Here is a 16,707-nt window from a genome sequence, read left to right on the forward strand (position 1 = left end):
AACGGCAATTCAGCGTTGGCAGTGGGAGCAGAACACAGTGGTTCTCTGGCCCATCCTCACCTCGGTCAGCAGGGTATGGCAGTGGAAACAGGGCTGGCCGCCCCGGCCATAGACCTGCAACTGCTGCACGAAATAGCCCGGTTTGCCATCGGCACTGGTGAAGTCCTTGAGGGTGGTGCCCCCCTGGCGAATGGCCTCGGCCAGCACCCGCTTGATCTCGGCCACCAGGGTCCCCAACCGCTCGCCACTGATGTTGCCCGCCGCCCGCTTGGGGTGAATGCCGGCGGCATAGAGCGCCTCGTTGGCGTAGATATTGCCCACCCCGACCACCACCTGGTTGTCCATCAGGAACTGCTTGATGGCGGTGCTGCGCCCCTTGGCCCGCGCCCGCAGATAGTCGGCGCTGAAGGCGTCGGTGAGCGGCTCGGGCCCCAGCTTGGCCAGCAGGGCATGCGCCTCGGCGGGTTCACGGGTCCACAGCAGGGCGCCGAAACGGCGCGGATCGTTGAGCCGCAGCAGCTTGCCGTTGGCGAGCTCTATGTCCACGTGATCGTGCTTCTCGGCCGGGGTGCCTATATCCAGCACCCGCAGGCTGCCGGACATGCCAAGGTGCAGGATGGCGGTGCCAAAATCTGTCTCCAGCAGCAGGTACTTGGCGCGGCGGCTGACCCTGTGGATGACGAGATCCACCAGCTCCTGGATCTCGCCAGGCACGGGCCAGCGCAGCCGGCCATCCCTTACCACCACACGGGTCACCTTGATGCCGGTGAGCCAGGGAGAGATCCCCTGGCGGCTGACTTCGACTTCCGGTAATTCAGGCATAGACAGGCCTCTCGCTCACGGCAGGGTTCAGGGGGTGGGACGCAGCAGGTTGCGGTACTGCTCCTGGCTCAGGCTGAGCCAGGTCGAAGGGGACAGCAGGGCGGCAAACTTGCCGTCGTCCTGATAGAGCCCCACTTCAACCGGGTCGCTCTGGCCGGCGACCCATATCTTGAGGGTAACAGGGGTGCCGCGCACGGCCCCGCCCGGGGGCAGCAGCCAGCCCTGCCATGTCTCGATGCGGGCGGCCAGCTGGGCGCTGCTGAGCCCCAGATCCGGCCCGCTGCGCCAGCCCTGGCCGATCCGCTCTATCTGCCAGCTAGGCCCCTGCCAGGTCAACACCACGGCAGCTTCGGGCAGCAGGGGACGCGACCGCTGGGCGCTGTTCTCCTGCTGGGCCTGCTCCAACCGGTGCAGCAGGGTGATCACTATCAGCACCACCACTATGATCACGTTATTCCAGCCTTTGCGGCTCAATTTGAACATGGCAAGCCTCCCTTTGAAGCGGCAGTGTACTGAATTTCACCCATAAAAAAACCCGGCACTAAGCCGGGTTTTTTGGGAATGCAGCATCAAGTAATTACTTGATTTTGCCTTCCTTGTAGATCACATGCTGACGAATAACGGGATCAAATTTCTTGATCTCCATTTTTTCGGGCATGGTGCGCTTGTTCTTGGTAGTGGTATAGAAGTGACCAGTACCGGCGCTGGAGTTCAGGCGAATCTTATCGCGAATACCTTTAGCCATGATCTAATTCCTTATACCTTAACGCCGCTGGCACGCAGTTCAGCCAGAACCACTTCAACGCCGCGCTTGTCGATGATACGCATGCCTTTTGCGGATACGCGCAGGCTTACGAAGCGTTTTTCACTCTCAACCCAAAAACGGTGAGTGTGCAGGTTCGGCAGGAAACGACGCTTGGTAGCGTTGTTAGCGTGCGAACGGTTGTTACCAACTGCCGGGCGCTTGCCGGTTACTTGGCATACTCTAGACATGTCAGTCTCTCCAAATCTTACTTCATTGCTCGAGCAAATATCTGCCCCGCTGGCCTTCGATTGCGGGGCAAACAGAAGGCGGCATTTTATACAGCATCCGTGATCAAAGATCAACTAATACAGTGCCAGAGCCCAGTCATAACCAACCACGCTCTGCGAAAGAAACCGTGATGCCGTCACCGATCACCAAGTGATCCAGCACTCTGATATCGACCAAGGCCAGGGCGGCCAGGATCCGATCCGTGATCTGGCGGTCGGCCCGACTGGGCTCGGCTACGCCGGACGGGTGATTATGCGCCAGAATCACGGCGGCTGCATTATGTTTGAGCGCGATCTGCACGATTTCCCTGGGCCAGACGCTCGCCGAATCCAGGGTGCCGTAGAAAAGTTCAACAAATTGAATCACTCTGTGCTGGTTATCGAGCAATAACAGCGCAAACACCTCCCGCGGCCTGTCCCGCAGTTGAGCCTGCAGATACTCCCGGGTCAACTGGGGAGAGGTGAGGGCCTCCCCCCGTTGCAACTGCTCGGCAAGATGCCGTCTGCCCATCTCCAGCACCGCCTGCAACTGGGCATATTTGGCCGGTCCCAGCCCGTGAGCGCCGCAAAAAGCCTGCTGCTCGGCCCCGAGCAGCGCCCGCAAGGATCCGAACTGCAGCAACAGCTGGCGGGAAAGATCCACCGCACTCAGGCCGCTGACCCCGGTGCGCAGGAAGATCGCCAGCAATTCCGCATCGGACAGCACCCCCGCCCCACGGCGCAACAGCTTCTCCCGGGGGCGCTCATCTTCCGGCCACTCCTTGATGCTCATTTGTCTCTCCCTCATGGCTATTGAGAGAAAACATAGCAAAAAATCGCGGGAGCCCGACCACAACTCCCCCATGTCAGCCTCTGTCGTCGTCCATCGCCTGTGCTATCTTAGCCGACCAGTCAGAGTGAGCCGAAAGAGAAGCAGCAGATGAGATTGGCCGATAAACGCATCCTGTTGGGTGTCAGTGGCGGGATCGCCGCCTACAAGAGTGCCGAGCTGGTACGTCGCCTGAAAGATCAGGGGGCCGAGGTGCGGGTGGTGATGACCCGCTCCGCCAAGGAGTTCATCACTCCCTTGACCCTGCAGGCCGTCTCCGGCCACCCGGTCGCCGACAGCCTGCTGGATCCGGCCGCCGAGGCGGGCATGGGCCACATCGAGCTGGCCAAGTGGGCGGATCTGGTGCTGATCGCCCCCGCCAGCGCCAACCTGATGGCGCGCATGGCCGCCGGCATGGCCGACGAGCTGCTGACCACCCTCTGCCTGGCCACCCCGGCAACCGTGGCGCTGGCACCGGCCATGAACCAGCAGATGTATCGCAACGCCGCCACCCAGGCCAATCTCGATACTCTGGCCAGCCGCGGCATCCTGCTGTGGGGGCCGGACTCCGGCAGCCAGGCCTGCGGTGACGTGGGTCCGGGCCGGATGCTGGATCCCCTCGAACTGGTGGAGCGCTGCTGCCAGCAGCTGACTGCCGAGCCGCTGCTGGCGGGGGTCAAGCTGCTGCTCACCGCCGGGCCGACCCGCGAGGCGCTGGATCCGGTGCGCTACATCAGCAACCACAGCTCCGGCAAGATGGGTTACGCCATCGCTCGCGCCGCCCGCGAGGCGGGTGCCGAGGTGACGCTGGTGAGCGGCCCGGTCGCCCTGGCCACTCCCCAGGGGATTGAGCGGGTCGATGTGGAGAGCGCCCTGCAGATGCACCAGGCGGTGATGAGCCGGGTTCATGAGTGCGATCTCTTCATCGGCTGCGCCGCCGTGGCGGACTATCGCCCGGCCCAGGTCGCCAGCCAGAAGATCAAGAAGACAGGTGACAACGACCAGATGGCGCTGACCCTGGTCAAGAATCCCGACATCATAGCTGCCGTGGGGGCACTGTCAGACAAGCCCTTCACCGTCGGATTTGCCGCCGAAACCGTGGATGTGGAACAATACGCCCTCGACAAACTGCGACGTAAGCGGCTGGACATGATCGCCGCCAACGACGTGTCCCGCGCGGGTCAAGGCTTCAATGCCGATGACAACGCCCTGACCGTCTTCTGGCAAGGGGGTCAGGCCGCCCTGCCCCTGGCCGACAAGCTGACGCTGGCTCGTCATCTTGTCGCCCTGATTGCACGCCACTATCGACCCTGAGTCACTGCCACTGGCGGCGGACTCAAGGCGATCGGCATCGCATTGACAACATGCTGGGCGACCCAAGGGCGCCCACTGAACCACTCGATCGCCCCCGGGCGATCCAATTGAAAAACGATTCATGACGACACAAATTGAACTGAAAATCCTGGATGCCCGCATCGGCACCGACTTCCCGCTGCCTGCCTACGCCACTCCGGGTTCCGCCGGCATGGATCTGCGCGCCCTGCTGGATGCACCGATCACGCTGGCCCCGGGCGACACCACGCTAGTGCCGACCGGGCTCGCCATCCACATTCAGGATCCGGGTCTGTGCGCCACCATCTTGCCCCGCTCCGGCCTGGGTCATAAGCACGGCATAGTGCTCGGCAACCTGGTCGGCCTCATCGATTCCGACTACCAGGGCCAGCTGATGGTCTCGGTCTGGAATCGCGGCAACGACAGCTTCACCATGCAGCCAGGGGAGCGCATCGCCCAGCTGGTGATCCTGCCCGTGGTGCAGGCCAGCTTCCAGCTGGTCGATGAGTTCAATCAAAGTGAACGGGGTGAAGGTGGGTTTGGTTCTTCTGGTCGCCAATAACAAGACCACACAGGCCCCTGGGGTCTGTGTCTAATAACAGAATCAAGCCATTGTTTTTTTAGGGGAATCCATGGCAAGCAGTAACCAGAAACAGAGTCGGCGCGATCAGATCCTGCAGGCACTCGCCCACATGCTGGAAACCAGTCCGGGCCAGCGCATCACCACGGCGCGCCTCGCGGCCGAGGTGGGTGTGTCCGAGGCTGCCCTCTATCGGCACTTTCCGAGCAAGGCGCGGATGTTCGAGGGGCTGATCGACTTTATCGAGGATTCCCTGCTGTCACGGGTCAACCTGATCATGGCCGAAGAGAAGGACACCATGGCCCGCTGCCACCATATACTGCAGCTGCTGCTGGTATTCGCCGAGCGCAATCCCGGCATCACCCGCATCCTCAACGGCGACGCCCTGCTGGGCGAGCACGATCGGCTGCGGGATCGCATCAGCGCCCTGTTTGACAAGCTGGAGACCCAGCTCAAGCAGGCTCTGAGGGAGAAGCGGCTGCGGGAAGGCCAGGGCTTCCAGCTCGATGAGACCATGCTGGCCAACCTGTTGCTGGCCTATGCCGAGGGACGGATCAGCCAGTTCGTCCGTTCCGAGTTCAAGCTCAAACCCACCGCCGGGTTTGAAGATCAGTGGCAGTTTATGCGCAGCCAACTGCTGCAAAGCTGAGTAGCCAGAGGCACGGATCGACCAAGACGTCCGCTCCGAGTTCAAGCTCAAGCCCACCGCCGGGTTCGAAGATCAGTGGCAATTTATGCGCAGCCAACTGCTGCAAAGCTGAGTAGCCAGAGGAGCGGATCGACCAAGGCGTCCGCTCCGAGTTCAAGCTCAAGCCCACCGCCGGGTTCGAAGATCAATGGCAGTTTATGCGCAGCCAGCTATTGCAGAGTTGAATGTGCAATCGTCGGCGGCCATGCCGGCGCAGATGGACTGGAACACAAAGGGAGGCCTTGGCCTCCCTTGTTTTTTGTGGCAGCTTGCTATGGCACAAAATAAGCACCAGATGCGACCCAGGTTGTCGCGTTCCGGTGTTAGATTCATGCGCCATAAACCTTTATACCAACAGGACATCCTATGGAACCCGAGATCATTACCGAAGCGCAGACCTGGCTGGTCAACAACCAGGGGCTGATCATCGAGTACGCGGTCAACATCGCCGCCGCCCTGCTCACCCTGCTGGTCGGTTACATCGCCGCCAATATTCTCAGCGGTGGCGTGGTCAGAGTGATGCAGACCCGCAAGCTGGATGCCACAGTCACCCACTTCGTCGGCAGCATCCTCAAGTACACCATTCTGGTGTTCGTGGTGATAGCGGCCCTGGGCCGAGTCGGGGTGCAGACCGCCTCCTTCGTCGCCATCATAGGTGCCGCCGGTCTGGCCATAGGTCTGGCGCTGCAGGGGTCCCTCTCCAACTTCGCCGCCGGTTTCCTGCTGATCATCTTCCGCCCCATCAAGGCGGGCGAGTTTATTGAAGTAGCGGGCACCAACGGCGTGGTGCAGTCCGTCCAGCTGTTCACCACCACCCTCACCTCCGGTGACAACAAGATGGTGGTAGTACCGAACTCCGCCATCCTCAACGGCACCATAGTCAACTACTCGCGCATGGATACCCGCCGGGTCGACATGACCTTCGGCATCGGCTACGGCTCTGACCTGCGCAAGGCCAAGCAGATCCTGGAGCGACTGGTGAACGAGGACCCACGCATCCTGAAAGATCCGGAAGCCGTCATCGCCGTCGCCGCCCTGGCCGACTCCTCGGTCAACATAGTGGTGCGGCCCTGGGTCAAGACTGGCGATTACTGGGGTGTCTGGTTCGACTTCCACGAGAAGGTGAAGCTGGCCTTCGATGCCGAGGGCGTCGAGATCCCCTTCCCCCAGATGGTCATGCACATGCAGAAGACCCAGGCCTGAATCCAGTCATGATGGCCACAATGCCAGCCTCCGGGCTGGCATTGTCGTTTCCGGGGCAGGGGAAAAGCCAGCCACCGCCAGGACGGTCTGGCCCCTGCCCGACACCCGTTCAAAGGCGGCCGCGTCATCCCATCTCCGGCACCTGGTGCGCCCCGCCTCCCCCCTGCCACATTGAAACCCCTTTCAACCTGACGAGACCGGCGAAGCATGAGCCAACGCAAGATCTCATGGCCTCTGCTGACTCATAATCGCAGCGTTTTGGTTGTAAACTCCTTCGATGCAGACAATTGGTAAAGCTCTGTTACACGGGCCGCACCATGTGCTCGGTATAATGGGCCCGGTATAGTGCTCGAATAATAAGGTTTGGCGGGAGCCTTGCCTGCAAGGTTCAAACACAACTTGGAAGATCGGTAATCCTATGAAAAATATCAATCCAACCCAGACCCAGGCCTGGCAGGCACTGGAAGCCCACTTTGCAGCGAACAAAGAGACCCGGCTGAAAGATCTGTTCGCCCAGGATCCCCAGCGTTTCAACAAGTTCTCCCTCACCTATCAAGGCGACATCCTGGTCGACTACTCCAAGAACCTGATCACCGAGGAGACGCTCAAGCTGCTCATCGATCTGGCCAAAGAGACCGATCTGCGCAGCGCGATCGATGCCATGTTCAACGGCGACAAGATCAACATGACCGAGGACCGCTCCGTCCTGCACGTGGCCCTGCGCAACCGTTCCGACCGCCCCATAGAGTGCGACGGCAAGGATGTGATGCCGGAAGTGAAGGCCGTACTGGCCAAGATGAAAGGCTTCTGCGAGAAGATTATCTCCGGCGAGTGGAAAGGCTACACCGACAAGGCGATCCAGCACGTGGTCAACATCGGCATCGGCGGTTCCGATCTGGGTCCTGTGATGATCACCGAGGCGCTGCGCCCCTACAAAAACCACCTGCAGATGCACTTCGTCTCCAACGTCGACGGCACCCATATCGCCGAGACGCTCAAGAAGATCGATCCGGAAACCACCCTGTTCCTGGTGGCCTCCAAGACCTTCACCACTCAGGAGACCATGACCAACGCCCTGACCGCCCGCGACTGGTTCATCCAGATCGCCGGTGACAAGGCACACGTGGCCAAGCACTTCGCTGCCCTCTCTACCAACGGCAAGGCCGTGGCCGAGTTCGGCATCGACACCAACAACATGTTCGAGTTCTGGGACTGGGTTGGCGGCCGCTACTCCTCCTGGTCCGCCATCGGCATGCCCATCGCCCTGTCCGTCGGTTTCGACAACTTCGAAGCCCTGCTGCAAGGCGCCTTCGAGATGGACATGCACTTCGCCACTGCCTCCTATGAGCAGAACGTGCCTGTGCTGCTGGCGCTGATCGGTCTCTGGTACAACAACTTCCATGGTGCCGAGTCCGAAGCCATTCTGCCCTACGATCAGTACATGCACCGCTTCCCTGCCTACTTCCAGCAAGGCAACATGGAATCCAACGGCAAGTACGTGGATCGCAACGGCAAGCCGGTTGACTACCAGACCGGCCCCATCATCTGGGGTGAGCCGGGCACCAACGGCCAGCACGCCTTCTACCAGCTGATCCACCAGGGCACCAAGCTGATCCCCTGTGACTTCCTGGCGCCGGCCATCAGCCATAACCCTATCGGCGACCACCATCCGAAACTGCTGGCCAACTTCTTCGCCCAGACCGAGGCACTGGCCTTCGGCAAGAGCAAAGAACAGGTCGAAGCCGAGTTCCTGGCTGCTGGTAAAACCCTGGAGCAGGTCAAGGATCTGGTGCCGTTCAAGGTGTTCGAAGGCAACCGCCCGACCAACAGCATACTGTTCAAGAGCCTGACCCCGAAGACGCTGGGTGCCCTGATCGCCATGTACGAGCACAAGATCTTCGTACAGGGCGCAATCTGGAACATCTTCAGCTTCGACCAGTGGGGCGTGGAGCTGGGCAAACAACTGGCCAACAAGATACTGCCGGAGCTGGGCAGCAATGACGCCGTCACCAGCCACGACAGCTCCACCAACGGTCTGATCAACACCTGGAAATCCTGGAAAGCCTGATTTTCCAAGTCTTTCTGAATGCAAAAGCCCCGCTCATTGAGCGGGGCTTTTTATTGCCGGGAGCTGGCGTTGCCATCCTGTGGAGATCTGGCCAGGTGTCTAAGCCAGCCAGAAGACGGGGATCGTCACCCCCGCCCTTCCATCGCCAGCATGGCCGGCTTTAGCCGCCAACAGCGATGCGCTTCATGTCTTTCATATAGCCACGCAGGGTCTGGCCGATCTGCTCGATGGGGTGGTTGCGGGTCGCTTCATTCGCGGCCAGCAGCGCCAGGTTGTCCACCGCCTTGCTCTCGGCACGGGCACTGCCCAAATCACCAGCCTGAAGGGTCGGCATAAAGTGCTCACGCAGCAGCGGCACGGCGGCGTTGGCGAACAGGTAGTTGCCGTACTCGGCGGTGTCGGAGATCACCACGTTCATCTCGTACAGACGCTTGCGGGCGACTGTGTTGGCGATCAGCGGCAACTCGTGCAGGGATTCGTAGTAGGCGGACTCTTCATAGATGCCGGAGGCCACCATGGTTTCGAACGCCAGCTCGACACCCGCCTTGACCATGGCCACCATGACCACGCCGTTGTCGAAGTACTCCTGCTCGGCGATCTTGCCCGCATAAGCCGGGGCATTCTCGAAGGCGGACTTGCCGGTCTCTTCGCGCCAGCCGAACAGCTTGGCATCGTCTTCGGCCCAGTCGGCCATCATGCCGCGGGAGAATTCGCCGGCGATGATGTCATCCATGTGCTTCTCGAACAGCGGACGCATCAGGGTGCGCAGTTGCTCGGACAGTTCGAAGGCGCGCAGCTTGGCCGGGTTGGACAGACGGTCCATCATCAGGCTGATGCCACCCTGCTTCAGGGCCTCGGTGATGGTCTCCCAGCCGAACTGGATCAGCTTGCCGGCGTAGGCCGGATCGGTGCCCTCGGCAACCAGCTTGTCGTAGCAGAGCAGGGAACCTGCCTGCAGCATGCCGCACAGAATGGTCTGCTCGCCCATCAGGTCGGATTTCACTTCCGCCACGAAGGAGGATTCCAGCACGCCCGCACGGTCGCCGCCGGTGGCGGAGGCCCAGGCCTTGGCGATGGCCATGCCTTCACCCTGGGGATCGTTCTCCGGGTGAACGGCGATCAGGGTCGGTACGCCGAAACCTCGCTTGTACTCTTCACGCACCTCGGTACCCGGGCACTTGGGCGCCACCATGACGACAGTGATGTCGGCGCGGATCTGCTGACCCTCTTCCACCACGTTGAAACCGTGAGAGTAACCCAGGGCGGCACCCTGCTTCATCAGCGGCATGACGGTCTTCACCACGTCGGAGTGCTGCTTGTCCGGGGTCAGGTTCAGTACCAGATCCGCGGTCGGGATCAGATCTTCGTAGGTACCGACGACGAAGCCGTTGTCGGTGGCCTTCTGCCAGGAGGCGCGCTTCTCGGTGATGGCGGCCTTGCGCAGGGCGTAGGAGATGTCCAGCCCGGAGTCGCGCATGTTCAGACCCTGGTTCAGACCCTGGGCGCCACAGCCCACAATCACCACCTTCTTGCCCTTGAGCGCCGCACAACCGTCAGCGAACTCCTCGCGCTGCATGAAACGACACTTGCCCAGCTGGGCCAACTGCTGACGCAGGTTCAAGGTGTTGAAATAGTTAGCCATGGTGATTGCTCCGTTCGATTGATTCCATGCCGGGTAGCGGCGTTGTCCAAACCACTATAGCGCGGGACACTTATTGCCTGAACTGATATATTCGAAACAGTACGTTGCATAAATTGAAATGTGACTCTTGGCAATCTCAGGCCGTTTTTCCCGCCCGGTGCAGCTGCCTGAACGGATATAGTCGGCACAAGCGCCGCTGCAGGAATTCAAAGATGGACCTTCGCAATCTCGAGCTGTTTCTCCACCTCGCCGACTCCCTCCACTTCGGCAAGAGCGCCGATGCCATGGCGGTCAGCCCCTCCACCCTGAGCCGCGCCATCCAGCGGCTGGAGCAGGAGACCGGCTGCGTGCTGTTCGAGCGGGACAATCGCAGCGTGCGGCTCACCCCGGCCGGGGAGAAGTTGCGGGAGTTCGGTGGCAGCCTGCTGCAGGAGTGGCGGCGGCTCAAGCAGGAACTCAGGCGCAGCGACGAGCCGTTGCAGGGCCGGCTGCGGGTGTTCTGCTCGGTCACCGCCAGCTACTTCCTGCTGCCCGAGGTGCTGGAGCGCTTTCGTCGCCGCTATCCCCAGCTCGAGATCAAGCTGGAGACCGGCGACCCCGCCCTGGCAGTGGACAAGATCCTGGCCGACGAGGCCGATCTCGCCATCGCTGCCAGACCGGATGCGCTCTCTGCCAAGCTGGAGTTCGCCAGCCTGCAGCAGGTGCCGCTGGTGTTTATCGCCCCCCGCAATGCCCCCCAGCAAAGCCAGTGGTTCTCGCAGGGGGAGCCCGACTGGGAGCGGCTGCCACTCATCCTCTCGGAGCAGGGGCTGGCCCGCAAACGCTGTGATCAGTGGTTTCGCAACAAGGGCATAGCCCCCAACATCTATGCCGAGGTCGCCGGCAATGAAGGCATAGTCGCCATGGTCGCCCTCGGCTTCGGCGTAGGCCTGGTGCCTGCCGCCGTGATCGACCACAGCCCCATGGGGGACAAGGTGCGCATCGTCGACCCCAAGCCTGCCCTCAAGCCGTTCGATGTCGGCATCGCCGTGCTCAAGAAGCGGCTGGAGGAGCCGCTGATCCGCGCCTTCTGGAACACGGCCCGCGGTCAGGGAGGACTGCGCTGACTCCGGGATGGCCCCAGCATCAGTGTCAAATGTGTCAGTATGAAACCCCTGGAGAAGAGGGGACACTGGCCGGCAAACCCATCCACCACAGAGGACCATGCCGTGAGCCAGCATCTTGTCGAAATCCAGAGTGCCATCCTGTTTGCAGAGTACCTGCAGAGCCTCGGAGTCCAGCGCACCTCGCTCGATCGGGAGCAGGAGATCTATGTGCAGGACAGGCACCTGGCCACTGTGTTGTGCATCCAGGGTGAGCTGAGATTTTATCTGCGTGCCAATGCCCTGGCCCGGTCGTGATCCGCAATGGGTCACAGAATGAACGCCTGAAGCGTATTAGACTGGCACCATACGTCACCCTCGCCTCGGGGGTCGCCATGAGGAGTGCCCATGAAAGCAAGCGGCCTGGATCGGCTCTTCAAACCCCAATCGATTGCCGTCATCGGTGCCTCCAGTGACCCCCAGAAGGCCGGGCATGTAGTCATCCGGCATCTGCTCGCGGGCCAGTTCAAGGGCCCCATACTGCCGGTCAGCCCCCACTGCCGGGCCGTCGCCGGCGTGCTCGCCTATCCCGATATCGAGAGCCTCCCCCTCTCTCCGGATCTTGCCATCGTCTGCACCCGGCGCGAGCGGGTACTGCCGCTCATCGAGGAGCTCGGCAAGAAGGGGACCGGCGCAGCCATCATACTGGCCGCCCAGTTCTCCGGCGACGAGCGCCAGCGGCTCAGGCAGCTCTGCCAGCAATACGGCATCCGCCTGCTCGGCCCCAACAGCATGGGCATGCTGTTGCCCGGGCAGGGCATCAACGCCAGCTTTTCCCCCATAGCCGCCACCCCGGGGCAGGTGGCCTTTTTGTCCCAATCGGCGGCCGTCAGCACCACTATTCTCGATTGGGCCAAACAGCGGGAGATTGGCTTCTCGGCCTTCGTCTCGCTTGGGGATCACTGCGACATCGACTTCGGCCAGCTGCTGGATCAGCTCTCCCGCGACGGGGCAACCCGCGCCATCCTGATCTACATGGACAAGCTGCACGATGCCCGTCACTTTCTCTCCGCCGCCCGCGCCGCCTCCCGCAACAAGCCCATTCTGGTACTCAAGAGCGGCCGCCACGATCCGGCCAACGGCCTCGACAACGTCTATGACGCCGCCATCCGCCGGGCCGGCATGCTGCGGGTCCGGGATACCCATGAGCTGTTTGCCACCGTCGAAACCCTGAGCCACTCCTTGACCCTCAAGGGGGAGCGACTCGCCATCCTCTCCAACGGGCGCGGTCTGGCCAACATGGCCGCAGACGTGCTGCTGGCGCGCGGTGGCAAGATGGCCATGCCTCCCCTGGACATAGGCAGCGATGCCGATGTGGAGGCCTACAGAACCGCGCTGGACGATCTGCTGCAAGGAGACGGGGCCGATGCCATTCTGCTGATCCACGCCCCCTCCCTTACCGCCCGCGGTGCAACCCTGGCCAGCAATCTGATCGATTTCCTCAAGCAGCACCCCAGGGCAAGGCGTTTCAATATCCTGACCAACTGGGCGGGAGAATACTCGGCCCAGGAGGGTCGCCGCTTGTTCAATGAGGCGGGGATCCCCACTTACCGCACCCCGGAGAGTGCAGTCACCGCCTTCATGCACATGGTGGAATATCGCCGCAACCAGAAGCAGTTGATGGAAACCCCCGCCTCCCTGCAAGGGGACAGGCTAGATGTCGAACGTTGCCAGCAGTTGCTCCGCCAGGCGCTGGATCGCAAGCAGCGGGTACTGGATACCCACCTGGCACAACCCATCATGCAGGCGGCCGGCCTCTCCACCCTGTCGACCTGGATCGTTTCCGATGCCATCGAGGCGGCGCTGACCGCAGAGCAGATAGGCTATCCGGTGGCGGTGAAGCTGCGCTCACCTGACATAGCCCACAAGTCCGAGGTGCACGGTGTCATGCTGAATCTGCGCACCTCGGCGGAAGTGGCCCAGGCGGCGGATGCCATCCTGGACCGGGTCCGCCAGCACGATCCGGGGGCCCGAATAGAAGGCTTGCTGGTGCAACGCATGGCGCGCCGCAGCGGGGGGCTGGAGCTGCGGATCCGCTTGCAGCAGGATCCCGTGTTCGGCCCCGTCATCCTGCTCGGGGAGTCAGGCGCCGAACCCCACGAAATGGTCGCGGCCCTGCCACCGCTCAACCAGGCTCTCGCTCGCTACCAGATCATCGGTGCCCTCAAGAACGGCAAGATCCGCGAACAGGCCAGTCCGGTACGACTCGATATCGATGCCCTCGGCCAGGTCTTGTGCCAGCTCTCAGAACTGCTGCTGGCCTTCCCCGAAATCCAGGAGCTGGATCTGCACCCGCTGCAGGCCTGTGGTGAAGAGATGGTGATCCTGGATGCCAGGTTGGTGCTGATGGAAGAGGGTCGGCAGATGCTGCCACTGGCCATTCGCCCCTATCCCACCGAACTGGAGGAGGGTGCCTGGCTCAAGGATCAGAGCCATGTCCTGCTGCGCCCGATCCGGCCGGAGGATGAACCGGCCCACAAGCAGTTCGTGCTCAAGGTCTCCGATGAGGACAGATACAAACGCTTCTTCGCCGACGTGGGGGAGCTGGGGCACGAAGAGCTGGCCCGCATGACCCAGATAGATTATGACCGGGAGATGGCCTTCGTCGCAGTCGGACAGGAAGGCGCCTTCAACCAGCAGATCCTGGGAGTGGTGCGCGCCATCTCCAATCCGGACCAGTCTGACGCGGAATTCGCCATCCTGGTGCGATCGGATATGAAAGGGCTGGGGCTCGGCAAGCTGATGATGGAGAAAATAGTGCGCTACGCCAGAGAGCGCGGCATCGGCCAGCTGTCGGGCATGACCATGCCCAGCAATCGCGGCATGATCAACCTGGCCAAGCGGCTGGGTTTCCAGATCGACATCCAGCTGGAAGACGGCGTAGTCAATATGGTGCTGCCCTGTGCAGATCAGGGCCGATGAAGGTGGGATTCGGTTATAAATCAACCGAATATAGATGCAGGCTGTGAATTTCAGGCAATAAAAAACCCCGCTCGATGAGCGGGGTTCTTCGTGTTGGGTGCCTGGCAGTGTCCTACTCTCGCATGGCGAATGCCACACTACCATCGGCGCTACCGCGTTTCACTTCTGAGTTCGGCATGGGATCAGGTGGTTCCACGGCGCTATGGCCGCCAGGCAAAAAACTTCAATCTCGGAAAGCTGACGTGAATAACGACTTGGCCTTATTGGCTGGTCGCTATCACTGAATTTGAGTAGTTCGTTCTATTTGCTACAAGCCTTAGAACACTTCTTGGGTGTTGTATGGTTAAGCCTCACGGGTAATTAGTATGGGTTAGCTCAACACGTCGCCGCGCTTACACACCCCACCTATCAACGTTGTGGTCTCCAACGGCCCTTTAGGACCCTCAAGGGGTCAGGGATGACTCATCTCAGGGCTCGCTTCCCGCTTAGATGCTTTCAGCGGTTATCGATTCCGAACTTAGCTACCGGGCAGTGCCACTGGCGTGACAACCCGAACACCAGAGGTTCGTTCACTCCGGTCCTCTCGTACTAGGAGCAACTCCCTTCAATCATCCAACGCCCACGGCAGATAGGGACCGAACTGTCTCACGACGTTCTGAACCCAGCTCGCGTACCACTTTAAATGGCGAACAGCCATACCCTTGGGACCGACTTCAGCCCCAGGATGTGATGAGCCGACATCGAGGTGCCAAACACCGCCGTCGATATGAACTCTTGGGCGGTATCAGCCTGTTATCCCCGGAGTACCTTTTATCCGTTGAGCGATGGCCCTTCCATTCAGAACCACCGGATCACTATGACCTACTTTCGTACCTGCTCGACCTGTCCGTCTCGCAGTTAAGCTGGCTTATGCCATTGCACTAACCTCCTGATGTCCGACCAGGATTAGCCAACCTTCGTGCTCCTCCGTTACTCTTTGGGAGGAGACCGCCCCAGTCAAACTACCCACCAGGCACTGTCCGCGAGCCCGATTCAGGGCCCTGCGTTAGAACATCAAACATACAAGGGTGGTATTTCAAGGACGGCTCCAGCGCAACTGGCGTCACGCCTTCAAAGCCTCCCACCTATCCTACACATGTAGGTTCAATGTTCAGTGCCAAGCTGTAGTAAAGGTTCACGGGGTCTTTCCGTCTAGCCGCGGGTACACCGCATCTTCACGGCGAATTCGATTTCACTGAGTCTCGGGTGGAGACAGCATGGCCATGGTTACACCATTCGTGCAGGTCGGAACTTACCCGACAAGGAATTTCGCTACCTTAGGACCGTTATAGTTACGGCCGCCGTTTACCGGGGCTTCGATCAAGAGCTTCGCTTGCGCTAACCCCATCAATTAACCTTCCGGCACCGGGCAGGTGTCACACCCTATACGTCCACTTTCGTGTTTGCAGAGTGCTGTGTTTTTGATAAACAGTCCCAGCCATCTGGTCACTGCGACTCCCAACTGCTCCATCCGCAAGGGACTTCACTGTCAAGAGCGAACCTTCTCCCGAAGTTACGGTTCTATTTTGCCTAGTTCCTTCACCCGAGTTCTCTCAAGCGCCTTGGTATTCTCTACCCGACCACCTGTGTCGGTTTGGGGTACGATGACTTGTAATCTGAAGCTTAGAGGCTTTTCCTGGAAGCAGGGCATCAATGGCTTCACCACCGTAGTGGCTTCGTCTCGTGTCTCAGTGTTGTGTCTCCGGATTTGCCTAGAAACACCACCTACGCACTTTCACCAGGACAACCGTCGCCTGGCCCACCTAGCCTTCTCCGTCCCCCCATCGCAATTACAAGTCGTGCAGGAATATTAACCTGCTTCCCATCGATTACGCCTTTCGGCCTCACCTTAGGGGTCGACTCACCCTGCCCCGATTAACGTTGGACAGGAACCCTTGGTCTTCCGGCGAGGAGGCTTTTCACCCCCTTTATCGTTACTTACGTCAGCATTCGCACTTCTGATATCTCCAGCATGCCTCTCGACACACCTTCGCAGACTTACAGAACGCTCCCCTACCACTCACACATAAGTGTGAATCCGCGGCTTCGGTGCCTGGTTTGAGCCCCGTTACATCTTCCGCGCAGGCCGACTCGACTAGTGAGCTATTACGCTTTCTTTAAATGATGGCTGCTTCTAAGCCAACATCCTAGCTGTCTGAGCCTTCCCACATCGTTTCCCACTTAACCAGAACTTTGGGACCTTAGCCGGCGGTCTGGGTTGTTTCCCTCTTCACGACGGACGTTAGCACCCGCCGTGTGTCTCCCGGATATTACTTACTGGTATTCGGAGTTTGCATGGAGTTGGTAAGTCGGGATGACCCCCTAGTCCAAACAGTGCTCTACCCCCAGTAGTATTCGTCCGAGGCGCTACCTAAATAGCTTTCGGGGAGAACCAGCTATCTCCGAGTTTGATTGGCCTTTCACCCCCA

16 protein-coding genes and 2 rRNA genes (1 of these 18 cut by a window edge) are annotated in these 16,707 nt (G+C 60.5%); 10 read left to right on the forward strand and 8 right to left on the reverse strand.

From position 1 onward, the window contains the following. Nucleotides 1-9 precede the first annotated feature (9 nt). The 5 genes from mutM to radC all read right to left on the reverse strand — a co-directional run bounded on the left by mutM (nucleotide 10) and on the right by radC (nucleotide 2,626). Entirely contained in the window at nucleotides 10-822 is an 813-nt protein-coding gene (gene mutM / locus Aeroheme_RS20100; protein ID WP_163137455.1) for a bifunctional DNA-formamidopyrimidine glycosylase/DNA-(apurinic or apyrimidinic site) lyase, read from the reverse strand. Nucleotides 823-849: 27 nt separating this feature from the next. Further along, nucleotides 850-1,305, reverse strand: coding sequence for a hypothetical protein (locus Aeroheme_RS20105; protein ID WP_163156786.1), 456 nt, complete (start codon nucleotides 1,303-1,305; stop codon nucleotides 850-852). Between the two features lie 94 nt (nucleotides 1,306-1,399). Next, a complete protein-coding gene (gene rpmG, locus Aeroheme_RS20110) occupies nucleotides 1,400-1,567 on the reverse strand; it encodes a 50S ribosomal protein L33 (RefSeq protein ID WP_005323752.1) in 168 nt (55 codons plus the stop codon). 11 nt (nucleotides 1,568-1,578) lie between these two features. After that, nucleotides 1,579-1,815: a 50S ribosomal protein L28 gene (gene rpmB / locus Aeroheme_RS20115; protein WP_005307492.1), complete on the reverse strand. Its 237-nt coding sequence runs from the start codon at nucleotides 1,813-1,815 to the stop codon at nucleotides 1,579-1,581. Between the two features lie 136 nt (nucleotides 1,816-1,951). Beyond that, entirely contained in the window at nucleotides 1,952-2,626 is a 675-nt protein-coding gene (radC, locus tag Aeroheme_RS20120) for a RadC family protein (protein ID WP_163156784.1), read from the reverse strand. A gap of 147 nt (nucleotides 2,627-2,773) precedes the next feature. On the opposite strand from radC, the gene coaBC reads away from it, so the two are divergent. The 7 genes from coaBC (at nucleotide 2,774) to pgi (ending at nucleotide 8,533) form a co-directional block, all read left to right on the forward strand. Then, complete coding sequence (coaBC, locus tag Aeroheme_RS20125; RefSeq protein ID WP_411166452.1) at nucleotides 2,774-3,976, forward strand: bifunctional phosphopantothenoylcysteine decarboxylase/phosphopantothenate--cysteine ligase CoaBC; 1,203 nt, start codon at nucleotides 2,774-2,776, stop codon at nucleotides 3,974-3,976. Between the two features lie 121 nt (nucleotides 3,977-4,097). Continuing rightward, a complete protein-coding gene (gene dut / locus Aeroheme_RS20130; RefSeq protein WP_025328776.1) occupies nucleotides 4,098-4,556 on the forward strand; it encodes a dUTP diphosphatase in 459 nt (152 codons plus the stop codon). A 70-nt stretch (nucleotides 4,557-4,626) separates the two neighbouring features. Beyond that, on the forward strand, nucleotides 4,627-5,223 hold the full coding sequence (slmA, locus tag Aeroheme_RS20135) for a nucleoid occlusion factor SlmA (RefSeq protein WP_005323760.1): 597 nt from the start codon (nucleotides 4,627-4,629) through the stop codon (nucleotides 5,221-5,223). 16 nt (nucleotides 5,224-5,239) lie between these two features. Next, nucleotides 5,240-5,335 (forward strand): hypothetical protein, encoded by a 96-nt coding sequence (locus Aeroheme_RS20140; RefSeq protein WP_392415240.1) that lies wholly within the window; start codon nucleotides 5,240-5,242, stop codon nucleotides 5,333-5,335. A gap of 16 nt (nucleotides 5,336-5,351) precedes the next feature. Further along, on the forward strand, nucleotides 5,352-5,447 hold the full coding sequence (locus Aeroheme_RS20145; protein ID WP_392415242.1) for a hypothetical protein: 96 nt from the start codon (nucleotides 5,352-5,354) through the stop codon (nucleotides 5,445-5,447). Between the two features lie 181 nt (nucleotides 5,448-5,628). Then, complete coding sequence (locus Aeroheme_RS20150) at nucleotides 5,629-6,465, forward strand: mechanosensitive ion channel domain-containing protein (protein ID WP_106885449.1); 837 nt, start codon at nucleotides 5,629-5,631, stop codon at nucleotides 6,463-6,465. A 418-nt stretch (nucleotides 6,466-6,883) separates the two neighbouring features. Beyond that, the gene (gene pgi, locus Aeroheme_RS20155; protein ID WP_411166453.1) at nucleotides 6,884-8,533 is read left to right on the forward strand and encodes a glucose-6-phosphate isomerase; all 1,650 of its coding nucleotides are present in this window, start codon (nucleotides 6,884-6,886) and stop codon (nucleotides 8,531-8,533) included. A 160-nt stretch (nucleotides 8,534-8,693) separates the two neighbouring features. Here pgi and ilvC read toward each other — a convergent pair whose 3' ends face one another. After that, on the reverse strand, nucleotides 8,694-10,175 hold the full coding sequence (ilvC, locus tag Aeroheme_RS20160) for a ketol-acid reductoisomerase (protein ID WP_111913732.1): 1,482 nt from the start codon (nucleotides 10,173-10,175) through the stop codon (nucleotides 8,694-8,696). Between the two features lie 212 nt (nucleotides 10,176-10,387). Between ilvC and ilvY the strand changes: the two genes are divergently transcribed. The 3 genes from ilvY (at nucleotide 10,388) to Aeroheme_RS20175 (ending at nucleotide 14,239) form a co-directional block, all read left to right on the forward strand. Beyond that, nucleotides 10,388-11,281, forward strand: coding sequence for an HTH-type transcriptional activator IlvY (gene ilvY, locus Aeroheme_RS20165; protein WP_411166454.1), 894 nt, complete (start codon nucleotides 10,388-10,390; stop codon nucleotides 11,279-11,281). A gap of 102 nt (nucleotides 11,282-11,383) precedes the next feature. Then, complete coding sequence (locus Aeroheme_RS20170; protein ID WP_111913734.1) at nucleotides 11,384-11,575, forward strand: hypothetical protein; 192 nt, start codon at nucleotides 11,384-11,386, stop codon at nucleotides 11,573-11,575. 90 nt (nucleotides 11,576-11,665) lie between these two features. Further along, entirely contained in the window at nucleotides 11,666-14,239 is a 2,574-nt protein-coding gene (locus Aeroheme_RS20175; RefSeq protein WP_411166455.1) for a GNAT family N-acetyltransferase, read from the forward strand. 99 nt (nucleotides 14,240-14,338) lie between these two features. Here the strand turns inward: Aeroheme_RS20175 and rrf are convergent. Together rrf and Aeroheme_RS20185 are read right to left on the reverse strand one after the other, a co-directional pair. Further along, nucleotides 14,339-14,453: ribosomal RNA gene (gene rrf, locus Aeroheme_RS20180) — 5S ribosomal RNA — on the reverse strand. Between the two features lie 125 nt (nucleotides 14,454-14,578). Further along, a 23S ribosomal RNA gene (locus Aeroheme_RS20185) occupies nucleotides 14,579-16,707 on the reverse strand (it continues 761 nt past the right edge of the window).

The sequence above is a fragment of the Aeromonas sp. DSM 116730 genome (assembly GCF_046581335.1).
Lineage (GTDB): Bacteria > Pseudomonadota > Gammaproteobacteria > Enterobacterales > Aeromonadaceae > Aeromonas > Aeromonas rivipollensis.